Genomic DNA, 14,946 nt, shown 5'->3' with positions numbered 1-14,946 from the left:
GGTGAAAGTCTCGGTCCAGCCCGAGCCCTTTGATCTGGGCGCTGAACTGGCCGGATTTGGCGCAGGCCGATACGATGTCGGCGCGGTGGTCAGCTTTACCGGCGTGGTGCGCGATGACAGCGGCGCCATGGAGGCGCTTGAGCTGGAACATTACCCCGCCATGACACAGCGCGCGATTGCCCAGATTGTCGATCAGGCCGTGATGCGCTGGGATCTGGCGGATGTGATCGTGATCCACCGGCATGGGCGGCTGGGCATTGGCGAGCAGATCATGATGGTCGCCACCGCCGCGCGCCATCGCGCTGCGGCCTTTGAAGCGGCAGAATTCCTGATGGATTACCTCAAATCCCGCGCCCCGTTCTGGAAGAAAGAGCACGGGCGCGACGGAACCTCATGGGTGGCCGCGAAAGAAGATGATGAAGAGGCGCTGAAACGCTGGTGATCAGCGCATCAGCAGCATCGGTCCCATCGGACGTCCGGCCAGAATATGCAGATGATAATGGGGCACTTCCTGCACGCCATCCTCGCCCGCATTGGTGATCGCGCGAAATCCGCTGCCCGTGCCATCCGGCGCCGCGCCGATCATCTTGCAGACCTGCCCGGCGGTGCGGGTGAAATCAAGGATCTCGGCATTGGAAGCCGCATTGCAGAAGTGATCGAAGGTCACATAAGGCCCTTTCGGGATCACCAGCACATGCTCGGGGGCCTTGGGGGAGATATCACGAAACGCCAGCGTATACTCGGTCTCAAGCACCGTATTGTTGGGAATCTCTCCACGCAAGATCTTAGCGAAAATATTTTGATCGTCATATGCGTATGCCATCGCGCCGCTCCTCAGTCTTTGAACAGATACTCAATTTGTGCCAACTCTTGCGCCAGCTCGGGCGAGATGTCGAGCGTCTGGACCAAGGCACGGGTGTTATCCTCAAGCGAGCCATCCTCGCGCATCAGGGCGAAATGTTCAAACTCGGCGTCGCGCAACCGCTCGCTTTCAAAGGCCATATCGGCGCGGATCGTGGGCAACACCTGCTCTAGCACCTGAGGCGGCGTTGTCTTACCAGCCAGCCCGACACGACGCGCATGCCCAGCAAGATAGTCATCACTGAAAGAACACTCGATTTCCAATAGTCGCGTTTCGCATTTATCGGCAGCAAAATCGCGGATCACGTCGAAGGCCGCCAGATCAAGGCAAATCAGCATCCGGTCCGTCCCGGCATGTTCAAACAGCATCCGCATCAGCGCGCGACGATGGCGATTGCGCTTTTCCTTGGTCTTCTCGATGCCCCCAAGGTCCGGCAGCTCACCCATCTCGTCAAAGACATATTCCATCGCTGTCATCTCGTGGCGTTTGCGTAGTTCGGCCACCAAGCGCTTGGCAACATGCCATTTTTTGCACGTCACAATGATCAAGGTGCGTTCGCGCCCCAGCGTCGATTCCGTCTCCCAGAAACGCGGGGCGAACCGGCGCCCTTCGCGCCCGCGCCCGGTCAAGAACGCATGCAACGCGCGCCCCTCGTTCGAGATTGCGAATTGCGTATCTTCCTGCGTCCAAAGTGCCCCGAGCCGCGCCTTGAGATCGCTGGCCTCGGCGCTGATTTTGCGCGCGAACAGATAGTCCTGCGCCAACAGCAAGTCATAGTGATCATTGTAGAAATGTGCGGGCATCCCGTAATCGGTGAACATTAAAAACGTCAGCGTGCGGGTGCGAATTTCGGATTCAGGGACAACATGGCGCACGATGGTCTGGAAAAACGTCTCATCGGGAATCCATGAGGTGCGGAAAAACCGCATTACATCGGGGCGAGTGCGGGCGAAATCGAGCACCCATTCGATCGTGCGACGCCGCAGACACCACCATTGCGAGCCGATCATCATCTGGATATCGGCGGGCACCTCACGTGTCAGGCCAAAGCGTTTTTGCAAATTGTAGCTGGCATAAAAGCGCTTGGGTTGCGTGCGCTCGTTGAAGTGGTGACGGTAGATCAGTCGCTCTTCCTTCATCCCGGTCTTGATCCAGCCCGAGGTGAAGAAATCGAAACTCTCGATGTAATCCGCCTCTTCGGCATCCAGAAAATCATGGGCATATTTGGCTGTCTTGATCTGCATGCAATCGCCCGAAAGCATGTAGAAATGCGTGGCGCGCGGGAAGTCCTCGACGGCGGCTTTCACCGCCTCTAGCGTGGCGGCGACAAGGCTCCATTCGCCCCAACCACATTTCAACCGTTTGCGGGCAAATGTAACGTTGGGGTTGGCGTCGAGAGCCGCGTGCAGCTTGCGAAAATCAGCCGGAGCCGCGCTGGCATCAAAATGGATCGCCACGAAATCGCCCGCTGCGGTCAACCGCTCAGCTTGCGCGATAATGCCTTCGGGGTCTTTATGGGTCAGCAAGATGAAGGCGATTCGGGCCATTCGGGAAACGATACCGTGTTTGTTGCGGTCATTATCTGCCTTGTTAGCGTCAATTGACGTTGAAAAGACAGTGCTTCTTTGATCTTTAAGGCATATTTATTGCGTCTTGGCTAAGATGGCCAACACTGACGCGTGCGGAGGTTGCGTATGGGCTTTCCAGGTACCTGGATGACAGAAAGCGAGAGCATGGTGTACCGCGTGGTGCCCAAATGCGCTTGCTCATCCATCGGTCAGATCATGTTCTATAGCGATCACGGGCGCTTCTTTGACGGCGATATCCACGACTCGACCAAGGGCCTGCATAAGTGGGCGCAAGACAATAGCCAAAAGCTGATTACGTCGAATGTGAAAACCCATAAAAGCTATGCGTTCACCTGCGTACGCAACCCCTATGGGCGCATCCTGTCGTCCTTCTTCGATAAGATCGCGGGCATTCAGCGCAACGGCAAACGATATCGTGGCAATCTGGTGCCCAAGCTGGTGCAAAATTACGGGATCGAGGTCGGCTCACCCGAGGATGAGTTCGATTTCGACCAGATCGCCTCGTTCCGCCGTTTCCTACTGTTTGCGCGCGATACCATCCGCTGGCGCCGCCCGATGGAGCCCGATATCCACTGGTCGGCCATGTCGGGCCATGTCTCGACCTTCATCGTCAATGGCGGGCGCTACAACAACATCTTTTTCACCGAGAAATTCGATGAGGGCATGCAAAGCGTGCTCGATGACATCGAAACGCCGGTCAAAATAGACCTGAAGAAAGTGCCTCGTTTCAATGAATCCGAGGGGCATGGCCCCAAGCGCGCCCATAAGATCAGCGAATATTTTGACGATCTCTCGCGTCATCTGATCTGGGAAATCTACAAAAAGGATTTCCAGCTGTTCCAATATGATTTCGACGATCCTGACAACAAAATGCCAATCGGTGAGATTGATCTCGAAGAAGTGCACGCGAAACTGGGCGACTGATCTGCGTAAGGGCGCTTGTCGCCATCCGGGCGCGCTCTACTTGGGGCGGGTCTAATTCTCCTGCAAGCGGAGCCCTCCCTCATGACGCTTAGCCCCCGCGACGCACGGGCCGTGATTCTTTCACTGGCCCTTGGCACTTTTGGTATTGGCGTGATCGAGTTCGCCTCGATGGGGCTATTGCCGTTTTATGCGGCTGATTTCAGCATTACCGAGGCACGCGCCGGGCACGCGATTTCGTCTTATGCGCTGGGGGTGGTTATTGGCGCGCCGATTTTGGCGGTGTTAGGGGCCAAGCTGCCGCGAAAGGGGTTTCTGATCGCTTTGATGGCGTTTTATGCGCTGGCCAATCTGGCCGCCGGGGCCGCGCCCAATTTCACCAGCTTTGTCATTGCGCGGTTTTTCTCTGGGCTGCCGCATGGCGCTTATTTCGGAATGGCGATGCTGTTTGCCGCCGATCTCATGCCCAAAGGCAAGCGCGCGCAGGGGATTGCGTGGGTGATCAGCGGTTTGACGGTCGCCAATATCATCGGGGTGCCGCTGGCTGGGGCCATCGGGCAATATTTCGGCTGGCGCTGGGGCTTTGCAATTGTCGCGGCACTGTGTGGGGGATCGGCCATGATGATCGCACGCACCGCGCCCGCCGTTGCACCCGACCCCAATGCCAGTCCCATGCGGGAACTGGGCGCGCTGACCAATCGCTCGGTCTGGTTGACGTTGGCGGTGGGGGCGATCGGCTTTGGCGGTGTGTTTGCCGTTTATTCCTACCTGTCAGCGGCAATGATTGCGACCCACGCGGGGCCGGATTGGACGATCCCGATCGCGCTTTCGGCCTTTGGTGTGGGCGGCACGGTTGGCAATGTGATCGCGGGCAAACTGTCGGACTGGTCGCGGTTTGGCGCAGGACTAATCCTGCTGTGCGGGATGGTCGTGATGCCGCTGCTCTATACGCTGACGATCGGGGATTGGCGGGCGATGGCGCTGGCCATGGTGGCGTTGGGCATGACCGCAGGCATGGTCATTCCAATGCAGGTGCGCCTGATGGAAGTCGCGGGAGATGCCCAGACGCTGGCGGCCGCGCTCAACCACGCAGCGTTTAATTTTGCCAATGCGCTGGGGCCATTTCTGGCGGGGTTGGCGCTCAGCGCGGGCTATGGCTGGCAGGCGACGGGCTATGTCGGCTCGGCGCTGGCCGTGGCCGGGTTGGCGTTTTTAGGTATCGCCTACCTAGATGCCCGGCGCGCCAGCCCGCTTAGGGCGGTATCGATCAGGCCGCCCGCTTAAGGCCGATCTCGGCGGGAATAAACACCTCATGCAGCGCCTTGATCGCGGGTTGCAGATCATCGCGTTCCAGCACGAATTGCACATCAACATTGCGCGGACCCTGCGTGGCCCCCACGCTTTCCAGCCCCGCGTCGGCAAGCGCCTGCAAACCCCGCGTCAGCGTCGAAAGCCCGCGCAGATCGCGCCCGATCACCGCCGCCATCGCCAGCATCCGCGCCGAGATTTGCGCCGTAGGGTAGCGCTTGCTCAGATCTTTTTCGACGCGTTGCAGCACCTCGATGGGGGCATCGACATAATGAGTGATCGTGTTCGCATTAGACGCCTTGGAAACGATGCGCACGTCATGGCGCGTTAGGGTTTCAAGGATCGCCGCGTCATAGCCTTTGACGCCAACCATATCCTGTTCGAACACCTCGAGAGAGATGATTTCCAGCCCCGTCACGATTTCCACGGCGGGCGTATCGGCGGGCTTGTCATCAATCAGCGTGCCCGGATCGCCCGGCTCAAACGCATTGGTCACGCGCAGCGGCACATCGGCCTGACGCAGGGTCTTGGCAGCTTTCGGGTGGATCGCCTCCATCCCCATGTTGGAAAGCTGATCGGCCACGTCATAATTCGTGTGGCCCAGCTTACGGACGCTGCCCGTGCCGACCAAATTCGGATCGGCAGAGGACAGGTGAAATTCCTTGTGAATGATCGCTTCGCGCGCGCCCGTTAGCGCCGCAAGCCGCGAAAACGTCACTTCGGAATAGCCGCGATCAAACTCGCGCATCAGCCCCTCAGAGCACTGCGCGTAGCCCGTCACGATGGGCATTTCGGTGCTGGGATCGACGTCTTTCATCGCGTTCAGGATGCGCGAATCCAAGTCGTGATCGGTCTCGTCACGCCAGCCAGACAGATCTACCAGCCGCGCATTCACGCCCGCACGTTGCAGCAAAAGCGTGGTGACATAGGCCGAGTGCGCCTCGCCCAGACCCGACAGCAATTCGCGGATCTGCAGCATATGCTGGGACAGCCGGAAATGCCCGTATGAACACAGCCGTTGCAGATCGATCAGGCAGTTGCGCGCGCCCTCGATCCGTTCGCGCACGAATTCTCCCGCCTGCGCACGATCACCGAGATGATCGAGCACAGCCTCATGCGCCGCGACCATCGCCGCCGAGACACGGTTCAACGCCTCGTGCCAGCCATGGTCGCTATCGGCCTTGGCAAATTGCGCATAAACCCCGGATTCGCCGGTTTTCTTATGCTCAAGCAACAGGTTGGTGATGCCACCAAAGGCCGAAACCACGAAAATTCGACTATACAGATCGGCCTCTTTGCGATCCCCGATGAACAACGTCTCGCGCAACTCGTTGAGGCGGCTCATCGAGCTACCGCCGATCTTCTCAACAGTGTGGTTTTGCTGGGTCATATCTGCCCTCATGCTTGTGCGAGATCTTCAGCCGGGGCGTAAGATCCATCCTCGCGGTGGACCTCGGTGCCAGTGACGGGCGGATTGAAACAGCACGCCATCACAAGGTCTTCGTCCCCTGCCACCAAGCGGTGATGATCATGCAGGTTAAGCGCATACATCACGCCGGGCTTGATCTCGTGGCGGGTGCCATTGTCGAGCTCGGTGATATGGCCATTGCCCGAGATGCAATAGACGCTCTCAAAGTGGTGCTTGTAGTGGAAGGTGTGATCCGAACCCGCCTTGAGCGTCGTGATGTGAAACGAAAAGCCCATCTTGTCATCAGCCAGCAGCATCCGCACGCTGGTCCAGTCGGCATCCGCCACGGCGCGGTCGGTCGTTTTGAGTTCGTTGAAGTCGCGAACGATCATATCGTGTCTCCGTATCTGTGTAGTTGAGGCGGCGAGGCGCTTATTCTGCCGCGATCTTGGTGCCCGAGGCCATCACTTCGCTGGTCGCCTCATGCAGGATTGCCAGACCCGTGCGGAAAGTTTCCATCGGCGTGGTGAGCGGCGCAAGCACCTTGACCACCTGATCTTCATTGCCCGAAGTCTCGATCACGAGACCCTTTTCAAAGCACAGGCCGCAGATTTCCGACGCCAGTTCACCAGTGCCAACATCGACGCCTTGCATGAGGCCACGGCCCTTGAGAAACGCGCCCGGCACCAGATCGGCCACGGCGGCGAGGCCCTCACGCAGCACGTCAGATTTCACGGCCAACTCACGCTGGAACGTATCATCGGCCCAGAATTTTTTGATCGCCACGGTCGCGGTCACGAAGGCATGGGTGTTGCCGCGGAACGTCCCGTTATGCTCGGCCGGGCCGAACACGTCGTAATCGGGGCGGATAAGCAGCAGCGCCATCGGCAGGCCGAAGCCCGAAATCGACTTGGCCTGCGTCACCAGATCGGGCATCACACCCATCTTCTCGAACGAGAAGAACGTGCCCGTGCGCCCGCAACCTGCCTGAATGTCATCGATAATGAACAGCGCGCCATGTTTGCGCGCGACTTTCTCGACGCCCTGAATAAATTCGGGGCTGGCGGCGTTCAGACCGCCCTCGCCCTGCACGGTTTCCAGCATGATCGCGGCGGGGGCATCCACACCGCCCGAGGCGTCCGAAAGCATCTGATCAAGCAGCGCGACCGAATCCACGCCATCAGCGTAATCGTCGTAGGGCAGGCGGGTGACGCCCTGCGTCTCCATCCCCGCGCCGCCTCGGTGATAGCCGTTGCCGGTCGCAGCCAGCGCGCCCATCGTCACACCGTGAAAGCCGTTGGTGAAAGCGATAATGTTGGTGCGCCCGGTGGCCTTGCGCGCGATTTTCATCGCTGCTTCCACGGCATTCGCTCCTGTCGGGCCGACGAACATCACCTTGTGATCCATCCCGCGCGGGGCAAGGATATGATCAGTGAACGCGTTCAGGAAATCGGCCTTGCTGTCAGTATGCAAATCCAGCGCGTGACCCATCTTGTTTTCCAACAGATGGTTGATCAGTGCCTCTTTCATATCCGGGTCGTTATGCCCGTAATTGAGCGAGGAGCAGCCCGCGAGAAAGTCAATATAGGTGTTGCCCTCGGCATCGGTCAGCTCCGAGCCTTGGGCGCTGGTGAACACGGTATCGAAGCCACGGCAATACGAGCGGGCATTGGATTCGCGCTGGGTGAAGATCGTTTTGTCATGAGGGGAGGTCATGGGTGGCTCCGTCTATTTGGGATGAAAGGGCGGCGCGATCGGTTTAGGCGGCGGCGCGGGCCTCTTGCGGGAAGGTAATCGTGACCATGTGCTCGGTCGCGGCATGGCCGTCAAAATGGTCGTCTTTGTGGAAATGCGCCGCGTCGGTCAGCTCACCGCCAACCGAGCGCGCGAAGGACCGAAATAGCCCCCAGCTTGCGTCGTTGGACTTCGTGATGGTGGTCTTGAGCCGGGTGCAATCGGCCGTCTCATCTCGGTCAGTCAGGTGGCGCAGCATCCGCTTGCCAAGACCCAGACCCCGCGCCTCGGGCGCCACGGCGACTTGCCAGACAAAAAAACTTTGCGGGTCCGAGGGCGCGATATAGCCCGAAACCCACCCCAACAACTGACCGTTCCGCTCGACCATCACGCAGGTGTCGCGGAAATGGTCGCATTGCAGCAGGTTGCAATACATCGAGTTTTCGTCAAGCGGCTTGCAACGCTGGATTAGCTTCCAAATCTCGCTGCCATCCTTGGCATCGGGCTTGCGGAATACCAGAGCGGGCTTTGACTTGATCGACTCGATTTGCGGCACGTTTCCTGTCCTTCTTTTGCTTCGAATGACTAAGTAACCCACCCAGCCAGAAATTTCAACAAGCGAACTACAAAAGCGCAGCAAAGGCTCATAATCCCCTTTAAATAAAGGACAAATTGCTATAGATATCATTCGTATGGCAAATGAAAATAACTTCGCCCAAACGAGTAAGCTTAGGAAAACAAAGCAATTGAACGCCTCGGCGCTCTCTGCAATATTGGGCCATCTTGATGACAAAGAGGCCCGCCATCTCATGGACCGCGTTGATACCAGCCTGATTGCGCTGCGCCGAATTCTGCGCGCAACCGAGATGTTCGGGCGTGATCTAGCCAAGGCAGCGGGACTAACGCCGGCGCAGTTTCGCGTCCTTCAGGTAGTGGCCGAAAACGGGTCATCGACGCCCAAAGCCATCGCCACCCGGATGAGCGTCAGCCAAGCCACGATGACAGCCCTGCTCGACAAGCTTGAACGCAAAGAAATGCTGACGCGTCAACGCTCGCAGAAGGATCGCCGCCAGACCGATATTGCGATCACCCCTCAGGGGCGCGCCGCAATGGAGGATGCACCAGACGCGCTGCAGCAGATTTTCGTGCGCCGCTTTGAGGCGCTTGAGGATTGGGAACAGGCACAGCTGATCGCCTCGCTTGAACGGGTCGCCTCGATGCTGGATGCGCAGGAAATTGATGCCGCACCTGTACTGGATTGGGGCGATATTTCGGGCCGTCCCAGCTAGGGCGCAACCGCTATTGCAACTGGCGAACCTCACCGCCACTGTGGCTTGATCAACGATCGGAGCCATATATGCCGCTTGCCAAAGCCCCCTTCAGCCAGTCTGAATATGATCGCCGCATCCGGCTTGTGCGCCAGTCGATGGCGGAACGCGGCATCGATGTGCTGTTCGTCACCAACCCTTCGAACCAGTTTTGGTTGACCGGATATGACGGCTGGTCGTTTTACACCCATCAGGGCGTGATCCTGCCGCTTGAGGGCGCACCCTCGTGGTGGGGTCGTTTTATGGATGCCAATGGCGCGCGCCGAACGGTCTGGATGGAGGAGGAGAACATCCTTCATTACAACGATATAATGGTGCAATCGGAGGTATCGCACCCGATGGAGGATCTGGCATCGCGCCTGCGGATCATGGGCTATGGAAATGCCCGGATCGGGGTCGAGATGGAGACCTATTTCTACACCGCCAAGGCTCATGCCGTTCTGCTCGAAGGGCTGCCCGAGGCCGAGATGATCGACGCCAGCGTCTTGGTGAACTGGCGCCGCGTAATAAAATCGGAAGAAGAATTGACCTTCATGCGCCGCGCGGCGCGGATTTCCGAGTTGGTGATCACCCGCGCTATGGATCTGATCGAACCGGGGATGCGCAAGCATGACCTCGTGGGCGAGCTGTATCGCACCGCCGTGCAGGGCGAGGAGGATAGTTGGGGCGACTACCCCGCGATCGTGCCGATGTTGCCCTCGGGCGAAGATGCCTCGGCCCCGCACCTGACTTGGAATGGCGAGGCGCTGAAATCGGGCGAGGCGACCTTTATCGAGCAATCGGGCTGTTACCGCCGCTATCATGCGCCGCTGTGCCGCACGGTTTTCCTGGGCAAGCCGCCACAACATATGGTGGATGCCTCGCAGGCGCTAACCGAGGGGTTGAATGCCGGCATCGAAGTGGCACGCGCAGGCAATCGGGCCTGCGACATCGCGCGCGCGCTTAGCACTGAATTGCTCAAGGTGGGGATCGAGCGACCCAATCGCGCGGGCTATGCTGTGGGCTGCTCCTACCCGCCCGATTGGGGAGAGCATACTGTCTCGATCCGCGATACCGACGAAACCGTTCTGGAACCCGGCATGACATTTCACTTCATGCCCGGCCTATGGATGGACGATTGGGGGATGGAGACGACCGAGACGATCCTGATCCGTGAAAACGGGGCCGCCGAACCGCTGAGCCATATCCCGCGCAAGCTGTTCATCAAGGATTAGGGTGATGCGTCTTGCCACCACCCGCGCGATCCTTGGCGATCTGATCGGATTTCCCTCGGTCTCTTCGCAAAGCAATCTTGCGATCATCCACTACATCGCCGAGCGGCTGGAGACAGGGGGCGCGCAGGTCGAGGTGATGCTGGATGAGAGCGGGCAGAAGGCGAATCTCTTTGCCACTTTGGGCGCCCCGCGCAGCGGCGGGCTGGTGCTGTCAGGGCATTCCGACGTGGTGCCAGTGAGCGATCAGGACTGGTCGAATGATCCGTTCGTGATGCGCGAAGACGGGGGGCAGCTGTATGGGCGCGGAGCGTGCGACATGAAGGGTTTCATCGCGGCATGTCTTGCCAGCCTTGATACGCTCAGCGCCGCCGCGCAGACGCGCCCGATCCATTTCGCCTTCACCCATGATGAAGAGGTCGGCTGTCTGGGCGCGCAATCGCTGGTCAAGCTGTTGGCCGCGCGCGACGTAAGGCCCGCGCTTTGCATCATCGGCGAGCCGACCTCAATGCAGGTCTATGATGGCAACAAGGGGTGCTGCGAATATACCGTGTGCTTTGAAGGGCTGCCCGGTCACAGCTCGGCCCCCGACAAGGGCGTGAACGCGGTGGAATACGCTGTGCGCTATATCAATCGACTGTTCGATTTGCGCGCCGAGTTGGTGGCGCGCTGTCCGCCCGGATCGCGGTTTGATCCGCCGGAAACGACGCTGAACGTGGGCGCCTTGCATGGCGGCGTGTCGCATAATGTGATCGCCTCACGTGCCGAGTTGAACTGGGAGATGCGCCCGATCAACGCCGCCGACATGCAATTCGTGAAAGACGCGATCGCCACCTATGTCGCCGACACCCTCCTGCCCGAGATGCGCGCCATTGCTCCCGAGGCGGGGATTGCGACCGAGACCGTGGGAGAGGTGCGCGGACTGGAGCCAATGGATGACAACGCCGCGCGCGATCTGGTTTTCGCGCTGACGGGGCAAAACCATGCGGGATGTGTGGCCTTCAACACTGAGGCCGGGCTGTTTCAAGCGATCGGGATGGACGCGGTGATCTGCGGGCCGGGTTCGATCGAGCAGGCCCATAAGGCGGATGAGTTCGTCACGCTTGATCAACTATCCCAATGCCTAGGTATGCTAGAGCGGCTGGGCGAGCCGCACTAGAGGCGCGAGCCCTTACCGACAGCTCTGGCGCCAAGTCACCAACCCCAATATTTTCTTGCGTTAAATCGGGGAGTATCTTCATCTGAACGCAACGTAGTAACGTCGAAAAGGTTGCGCCCAAGGTGAAGTCCATTTACGACACGCCTATGTCGGATTTTGACAATTCCAATATTTGCCCCATCATAGGCAACATCTTGCCGACACTGGCCCGGTCAAAGTTCCGGGCCCGATGGCCGATCCCGCGGCGGCAGCCCGCGCGGCCCTACTTTCATAATAGCTGCCACCACAGGAGGATACGCATGAAGAATTCCACACTCGCCAGTCTATTTCTGGCACTGCCGCTGAGCGTGCTTGCCGCACCGGCCGCATTCGCCGCTGACGGTGAATGCGGAAAGGTCACCGAAGCCGAAATGAACTGGGCTTCGGCCGGTGTCGCGGCATGGGTGGACAAGATCATCCTTGAAAACGGCTATGGTTGCGATGTGACGCTGGTCACTGGCGACACGATGCCGACCTTTACGTCGATGAATGAAAAAGGTGAGCCAGACATCGCCCCCGAGCTTTGGGTGAACGCCGTGAAAGTCGCGCTCGACAAAGCTGTCAGCGATGATCGCATGGTGATCACAGCTGAAATCCTCAAGGATGGCGGCGTCGAAGGCTGGTGGATCCCGAAATACATCCAAGAAGCGCATCCCGACATCAAGACCGTTGATGATGCCCTGAAGTATCCCGAATTGTTCCCCGATCCCGAGGATTCCTCGAAGGGCGGCATCTATAACTGCCCGGCGGGCTGGAACTGCCAAATCTCGACCTCGAACCTCTATCGCGCCTATGACGCCGAGAATAAGGGATTCAATCTGGTCGATACCGGATCCGCAGCCGGGCTTGATGGCTCAATCGCGAATGCCTACGAGCGCAAGAAAGGCTGGCTGGGCTACTACTGGGCCCCGACCGCAATCTTGGGCAAATACGAGATGGTCAAGCTGGATGCCGGCGTGCCCAACGACAAAGCGAATTGGGACGAATGCACCTCGCAGCCTGACTGCCCCAATCCCGTGCCGAATGCCTATCCGGTGTCGGATGTGTTCACGGTCGTGACCAAGGACTTCTCGGAAAAGAACGCCATCGCAATGGGCTACCTGTCCAAGCGCGAATGGTCGAACGACACCGTGGGCAAATTCCTGGCTTGGCAGACCGACAATCAGGGCACGAACGAGGATACGGCTTACTACTTCCTCGAGAACTACCCGGACGTCTGGAAGGCTTGGGTATCCCCGGAAGTGGCCAAAAAGGTCGAGGACGCGCTCTGATCGCGACCTGAAATCTTTGGCGCGCGTGGGGTCTCCTTGCGCGCGCTTCATATTTGCAAAATCTTATCGGCACGCGACCAGAGGACTTTATAGATGGCAGCTTCCTGCTGGGGCCTTCCGGAACTCTTGTGTGAGTTCCCCGCCCTCTCCGACAAAAGCCTGCGCCTGATGCGTCTGGGAATCGACAATGGTTTCCGTGACATCGTGCGCCATTATTCCAACCAGATCGACGCGGCGACCCGCCCGTTGCAATGGTTTCTCAACACGCTTGAGAACGCCTTTACCAATACGCCTTGGTTTATCGTTCTCGCGGTCATCCTTGTCGTGGTCTGGCTGGCCTCGCGCAGCATCAAGATTGTGATCGGCTCTGCTATCGGCATGGCGCTGATCGGGGTCTTCGGTCTGTGGGAAGATACGATGACGACGCTGGCGATGGTCGCCGTGGCAACAATGATTGCGATTGCACTTGGCTTGCCGATTGGCATTCTCGCCGCGCGCTCTGACCGCTTTCAATCGGTGCTCAGCCCGGTGCTGGACGTGATGCAGACGATGCCGTCTTTCGTCTATCTGATCCCGGTCGTGGTGATCTTTGGCATCGGCAAGGTGCCCGGCGTGATTGCCGTTGTGATTTATGCCGTACCGCCGATGATCCGCTTGACGAACCTTGGGATTCGCCTTGTCGACAAAGAGGTAATCGAGGCTGCCGACGCGTTTGGTGCCAACTCGCGCCAAAAGCTATTTGGCGTGCAGTTGCCGCTGTCCCTGCCCACGATCATGGCAGGCGTTAACCAAACCATCATGATGGCGCTGGCGATGGTCGTCGTGGCCTCGATGGTCGGCGTTGGCGGTCTTGGCAAAAACGTTCTGCAAGCCATTAACAACCAGTTCTTCACGATCGGGTTCCTGAACGGGTTCGCCCTTGTCGCGATTGCGATTATCTTCGACCGTGCCAGCCAAGCCTTTGGCAAACGGTTGCAGAAACATTCGGAGGTCGGCCATGACTGATAGCACGAGCAATCCGCCCGAAAACCGCTCGGGAATTGAGATCCGCAATCTCTACAAGATCTTTGGCCCGAACTCCGAACGCTATGTGGATGCCGTCAAGAACGGCATGAGCAAGGACGAGCTGAACGACAAACACAACCACGTGCTGGGGTTGCAGAATATCAACCTCGAACTGCCGCCGGGTCAGATCTCGGTGATCATGGGGCTGTCGGGGTCGGGCAAGTCGACCCTGATCCGTCATATCAACGGGCTGATCATGCCGACGGCGGGAGAAATCCTGTATAACGGGCGCGACGTCATGAAAATGACGGCCGATGAGTTGCGCGAATTTCGTCGCCACGAAACGGCGATGGTGTTTCAAAAATTTGCGCTATTGCCCCACCGCACCGTGCTAGAGAACACCCGCTACGGGCTGGACATTCAAGGCATCGACACCGCCAAATCCAATCCGATTGCGCGCAAATGGATCGACCGCGTGGGCCTGTCGGGCTATGAGGATTACTATCCCAACCAGCTTTCGGGCGGTATGCAGCAGCGCGTCGGTCTGGCGCGTGCGCTGGCCAATGACGCAGATATCTTGCTGATGGATGAGGCGTTCTCGGCGCTTGACCCGCTTATTCGCATGGATATGCAAAAGGTTTTGCTGGATCTCCAGGCCGAGTTGAAAAAGACCATCGTCTTCATCACCCATGACTTGGATGAGGCGCTGCGCCTTGGCGATACAATCGCGATTCTGCGCGATGGCAAAGTAGAGCAAGTCGGCACGGGCCAAGAAATCGTACTGCATCCTGCCAATGATTACATCGCGGAATTCGTGCAAGAAGTGAACCGTGGCCGTGTGATCCGCGCGGCAACCGTTGCCACCCCGCTGCCCGAGGGAGATGTCGCCCTGCCCAAGCTGCGGGTGAAGGGGACGACCACGCTGGAACTTGCCGCGCGCAAGCTGGCCGACAAGGATGTGCGCAGCGCGACCGTTCTTGGCAAGGATGGGCGCCCGATGGGTGTGATCGACATGCATACCATGCTGACGGCAATGGTCACGCCGTCCGAGGTGGATGATAGCGATGACGATCTGGACGAAGAGGACGCCGCCTGATCGGGCAGCGTCTTA

At 58.8% G+C, this 14,946-nt stretch carries 15 protein-coding genes; 9 read left to right on the top strand and 6 right to left on the bottom strand.

Annotated elements, in window-relative coordinates:
• The first annotated feature begins 1 nt into the window (after position 1).
• The gene (locus ACN0SD_RS11805) at positions 2-442 is read left to right on the top strand and encodes a molybdenum cofactor biosynthesis protein MoaE (RefSeq protein ID WP_417808444.1); all 441 of its coding nucleotides are present in this window, start codon (positions 2-4) and stop codon (positions 440-442) included.
• Here ACN0SD_RS11805 and ACN0SD_RS11800 read toward each other — a convergent pair whose 3' ends face one another.
• Positions 443-823: a histidine triad nucleotide-binding protein gene (locus tag ACN0SD_RS11800; RefSeq protein ID WP_417808443.1), complete on the bottom strand. Its 381-nt coding sequence runs from the start codon at positions 821-823 to the stop codon at positions 443-445.
• Between the two features lie 11 nt (positions 824-834).
• Complete coding sequence (locus tag ACN0SD_RS11795) at positions 835-2,409, bottom strand: DUF5928 domain-containing protein (RefSeq protein ID WP_417808442.1); 1,575 nt, start codon at positions 2,407-2,409, stop codon at positions 835-837.
• 147 nt (positions 2,410-2,556) lie between these two features.
• Here ACN0SD_RS11795 and ACN0SD_RS11790 point away from each other — a divergent pair, with 147 nt between their 5' ends.
• Both ACN0SD_RS11790 and ACN0SD_RS11785 read left to right on the top strand, forming a co-directional pair.
• Complete coding sequence (locus ACN0SD_RS11790; RefSeq protein ID WP_417808441.1) at positions 2,557-3,375, top strand: sulfotransferase family protein; 819 nt, start codon at positions 2,557-2,559, stop codon at positions 3,373-3,375.
• An 81-nt stretch (positions 3,376-3,456) separates the two neighbouring features.
• A complete protein-coding gene (locus tag ACN0SD_RS11785; protein ID WP_417808440.1) occupies positions 3,457-4,656 on the top strand; it encodes an MFS transporter in 1,200 nt (399 codons plus the stop codon).
• On the opposite strand, the gene ACN0SD_RS11780 is transcribed toward ACN0SD_RS11785, so the two are convergent.
• The 4 genes from ACN0SD_RS11780 to ectA are packed head-to-tail and all read right to left on the bottom strand — an operon-like array spanning position 4,640 to position 8,378.
• A complete protein-coding gene (locus ACN0SD_RS11780) occupies positions 4,640-6,070 on the bottom strand; it encodes an aspartate kinase (protein ID WP_417808439.1) in 1,431 nt (476 codons plus the stop codon). The genes ACN0SD_RS11785 and ACN0SD_RS11780 overlap by 17 nt on opposite strands.
• An 8-nt stretch (positions 6,071-6,078) precedes the next feature.
• Complete coding sequence (locus ACN0SD_RS11775; protein WP_038132671.1) at positions 6,079-6,480, bottom strand: ectoine synthase; 402 nt, start codon at positions 6,478-6,480, stop codon at positions 6,079-6,081.
• Positions 6,481-6,520: 40 nt separating this feature from the next.
• Positions 6,521-7,804 (bottom strand): diaminobutyrate--2-oxoglutarate transaminase, encoded by a 1,284-nt coding sequence (gene ectB / locus ACN0SD_RS11770; RefSeq protein ID WP_417808438.1) that lies wholly within the window; start codon positions 7,802-7,804, stop codon positions 6,521-6,523.
• A gap of 43 nt (positions 7,805-7,847) precedes the next feature.
• On the bottom strand, positions 7,848-8,378 hold the full coding sequence (ectA, locus tag ACN0SD_RS11765; RefSeq protein ID WP_417808437.1) for a diaminobutyrate acetyltransferase: 531 nt from the start codon (positions 8,376-8,378) through the stop codon (positions 7,848-7,850).
• Between the two features lie 253 nt (positions 8,379-8,631).
• Here ectA and ACN0SD_RS11760 point away from each other — a divergent pair, with 253 nt between their 5' ends.
• The 6 genes from ACN0SD_RS11760 (at position 8,632) to ACN0SD_RS11735 (ending at position 14,931) form a co-directional block, all read left to right on the top strand.
• Entirely contained in the window at positions 8,632-9,111 is a 480-nt protein-coding gene (locus tag ACN0SD_RS11760) for a MarR family winged helix-turn-helix transcriptional regulator (RefSeq protein ID WP_417808436.1), read from the top strand.
• A 68-nt stretch (positions 9,112-9,179) separates the two neighbouring features.
• Positions 9,180-10,364, top strand: coding sequence for a M24 family metallopeptidase (locus ACN0SD_RS11755; protein WP_417808435.1), 1,185 nt, complete (start codon positions 9,180-9,182; stop codon positions 10,362-10,364).
• Between the two features lie 4 nt (positions 10,365-10,368).
• Entirely contained in the window at positions 10,369-11,520 is a 1,152-nt protein-coding gene (argE, locus tag ACN0SD_RS11750) for an acetylornithine deacetylase (RefSeq protein WP_417808434.1), read from the top strand.
• Positions 11,521-11,819: 299 nt separating this feature from the next.
• Positions 11,820-12,830 (top strand): ABC transporter substrate-binding protein, encoded by a 1,011-nt coding sequence (locus ACN0SD_RS11745; protein WP_417808433.1) that lies wholly within the window; start codon positions 11,820-11,822, stop codon positions 12,828-12,830.
• 93 nt (positions 12,831-12,923) lie between these two features.
• On the top strand, positions 12,924-13,835 hold the full coding sequence (locus ACN0SD_RS11740) for an ABC transporter permease (RefSeq protein ID WP_417808432.1): 912 nt from the start codon (positions 12,924-12,926) through the stop codon (positions 13,833-13,835).
• Positions 13,828-14,931, top strand: coding sequence for a quaternary amine ABC transporter ATP-binding protein (locus tag ACN0SD_RS11735; protein ID WP_417808431.1), 1,104 nt, complete (start codon positions 13,828-13,830; stop codon positions 14,929-14,931). Before ACN0SD_RS11740 ends, ACN0SD_RS11735 begins: the two co-directional genes overlap by 8 nt.
• Positions 14,932-14,946 lie beyond the last annotated feature (15 nt).

It is taken from the genome of Thioclava sp. (genome assembly GCF_048263065.1).
In the GTDB taxonomy this organism is placed as follows: Bacteria; Pseudomonadota; Alphaproteobacteria; order Rhodobacterales; family Rhodobacteraceae; genus Thioclava.
The sequence above is the reverse complement of the archived record's forward strand: the minus strand, read 5'-3'. Positions and strand labels throughout refer to the sequence as shown.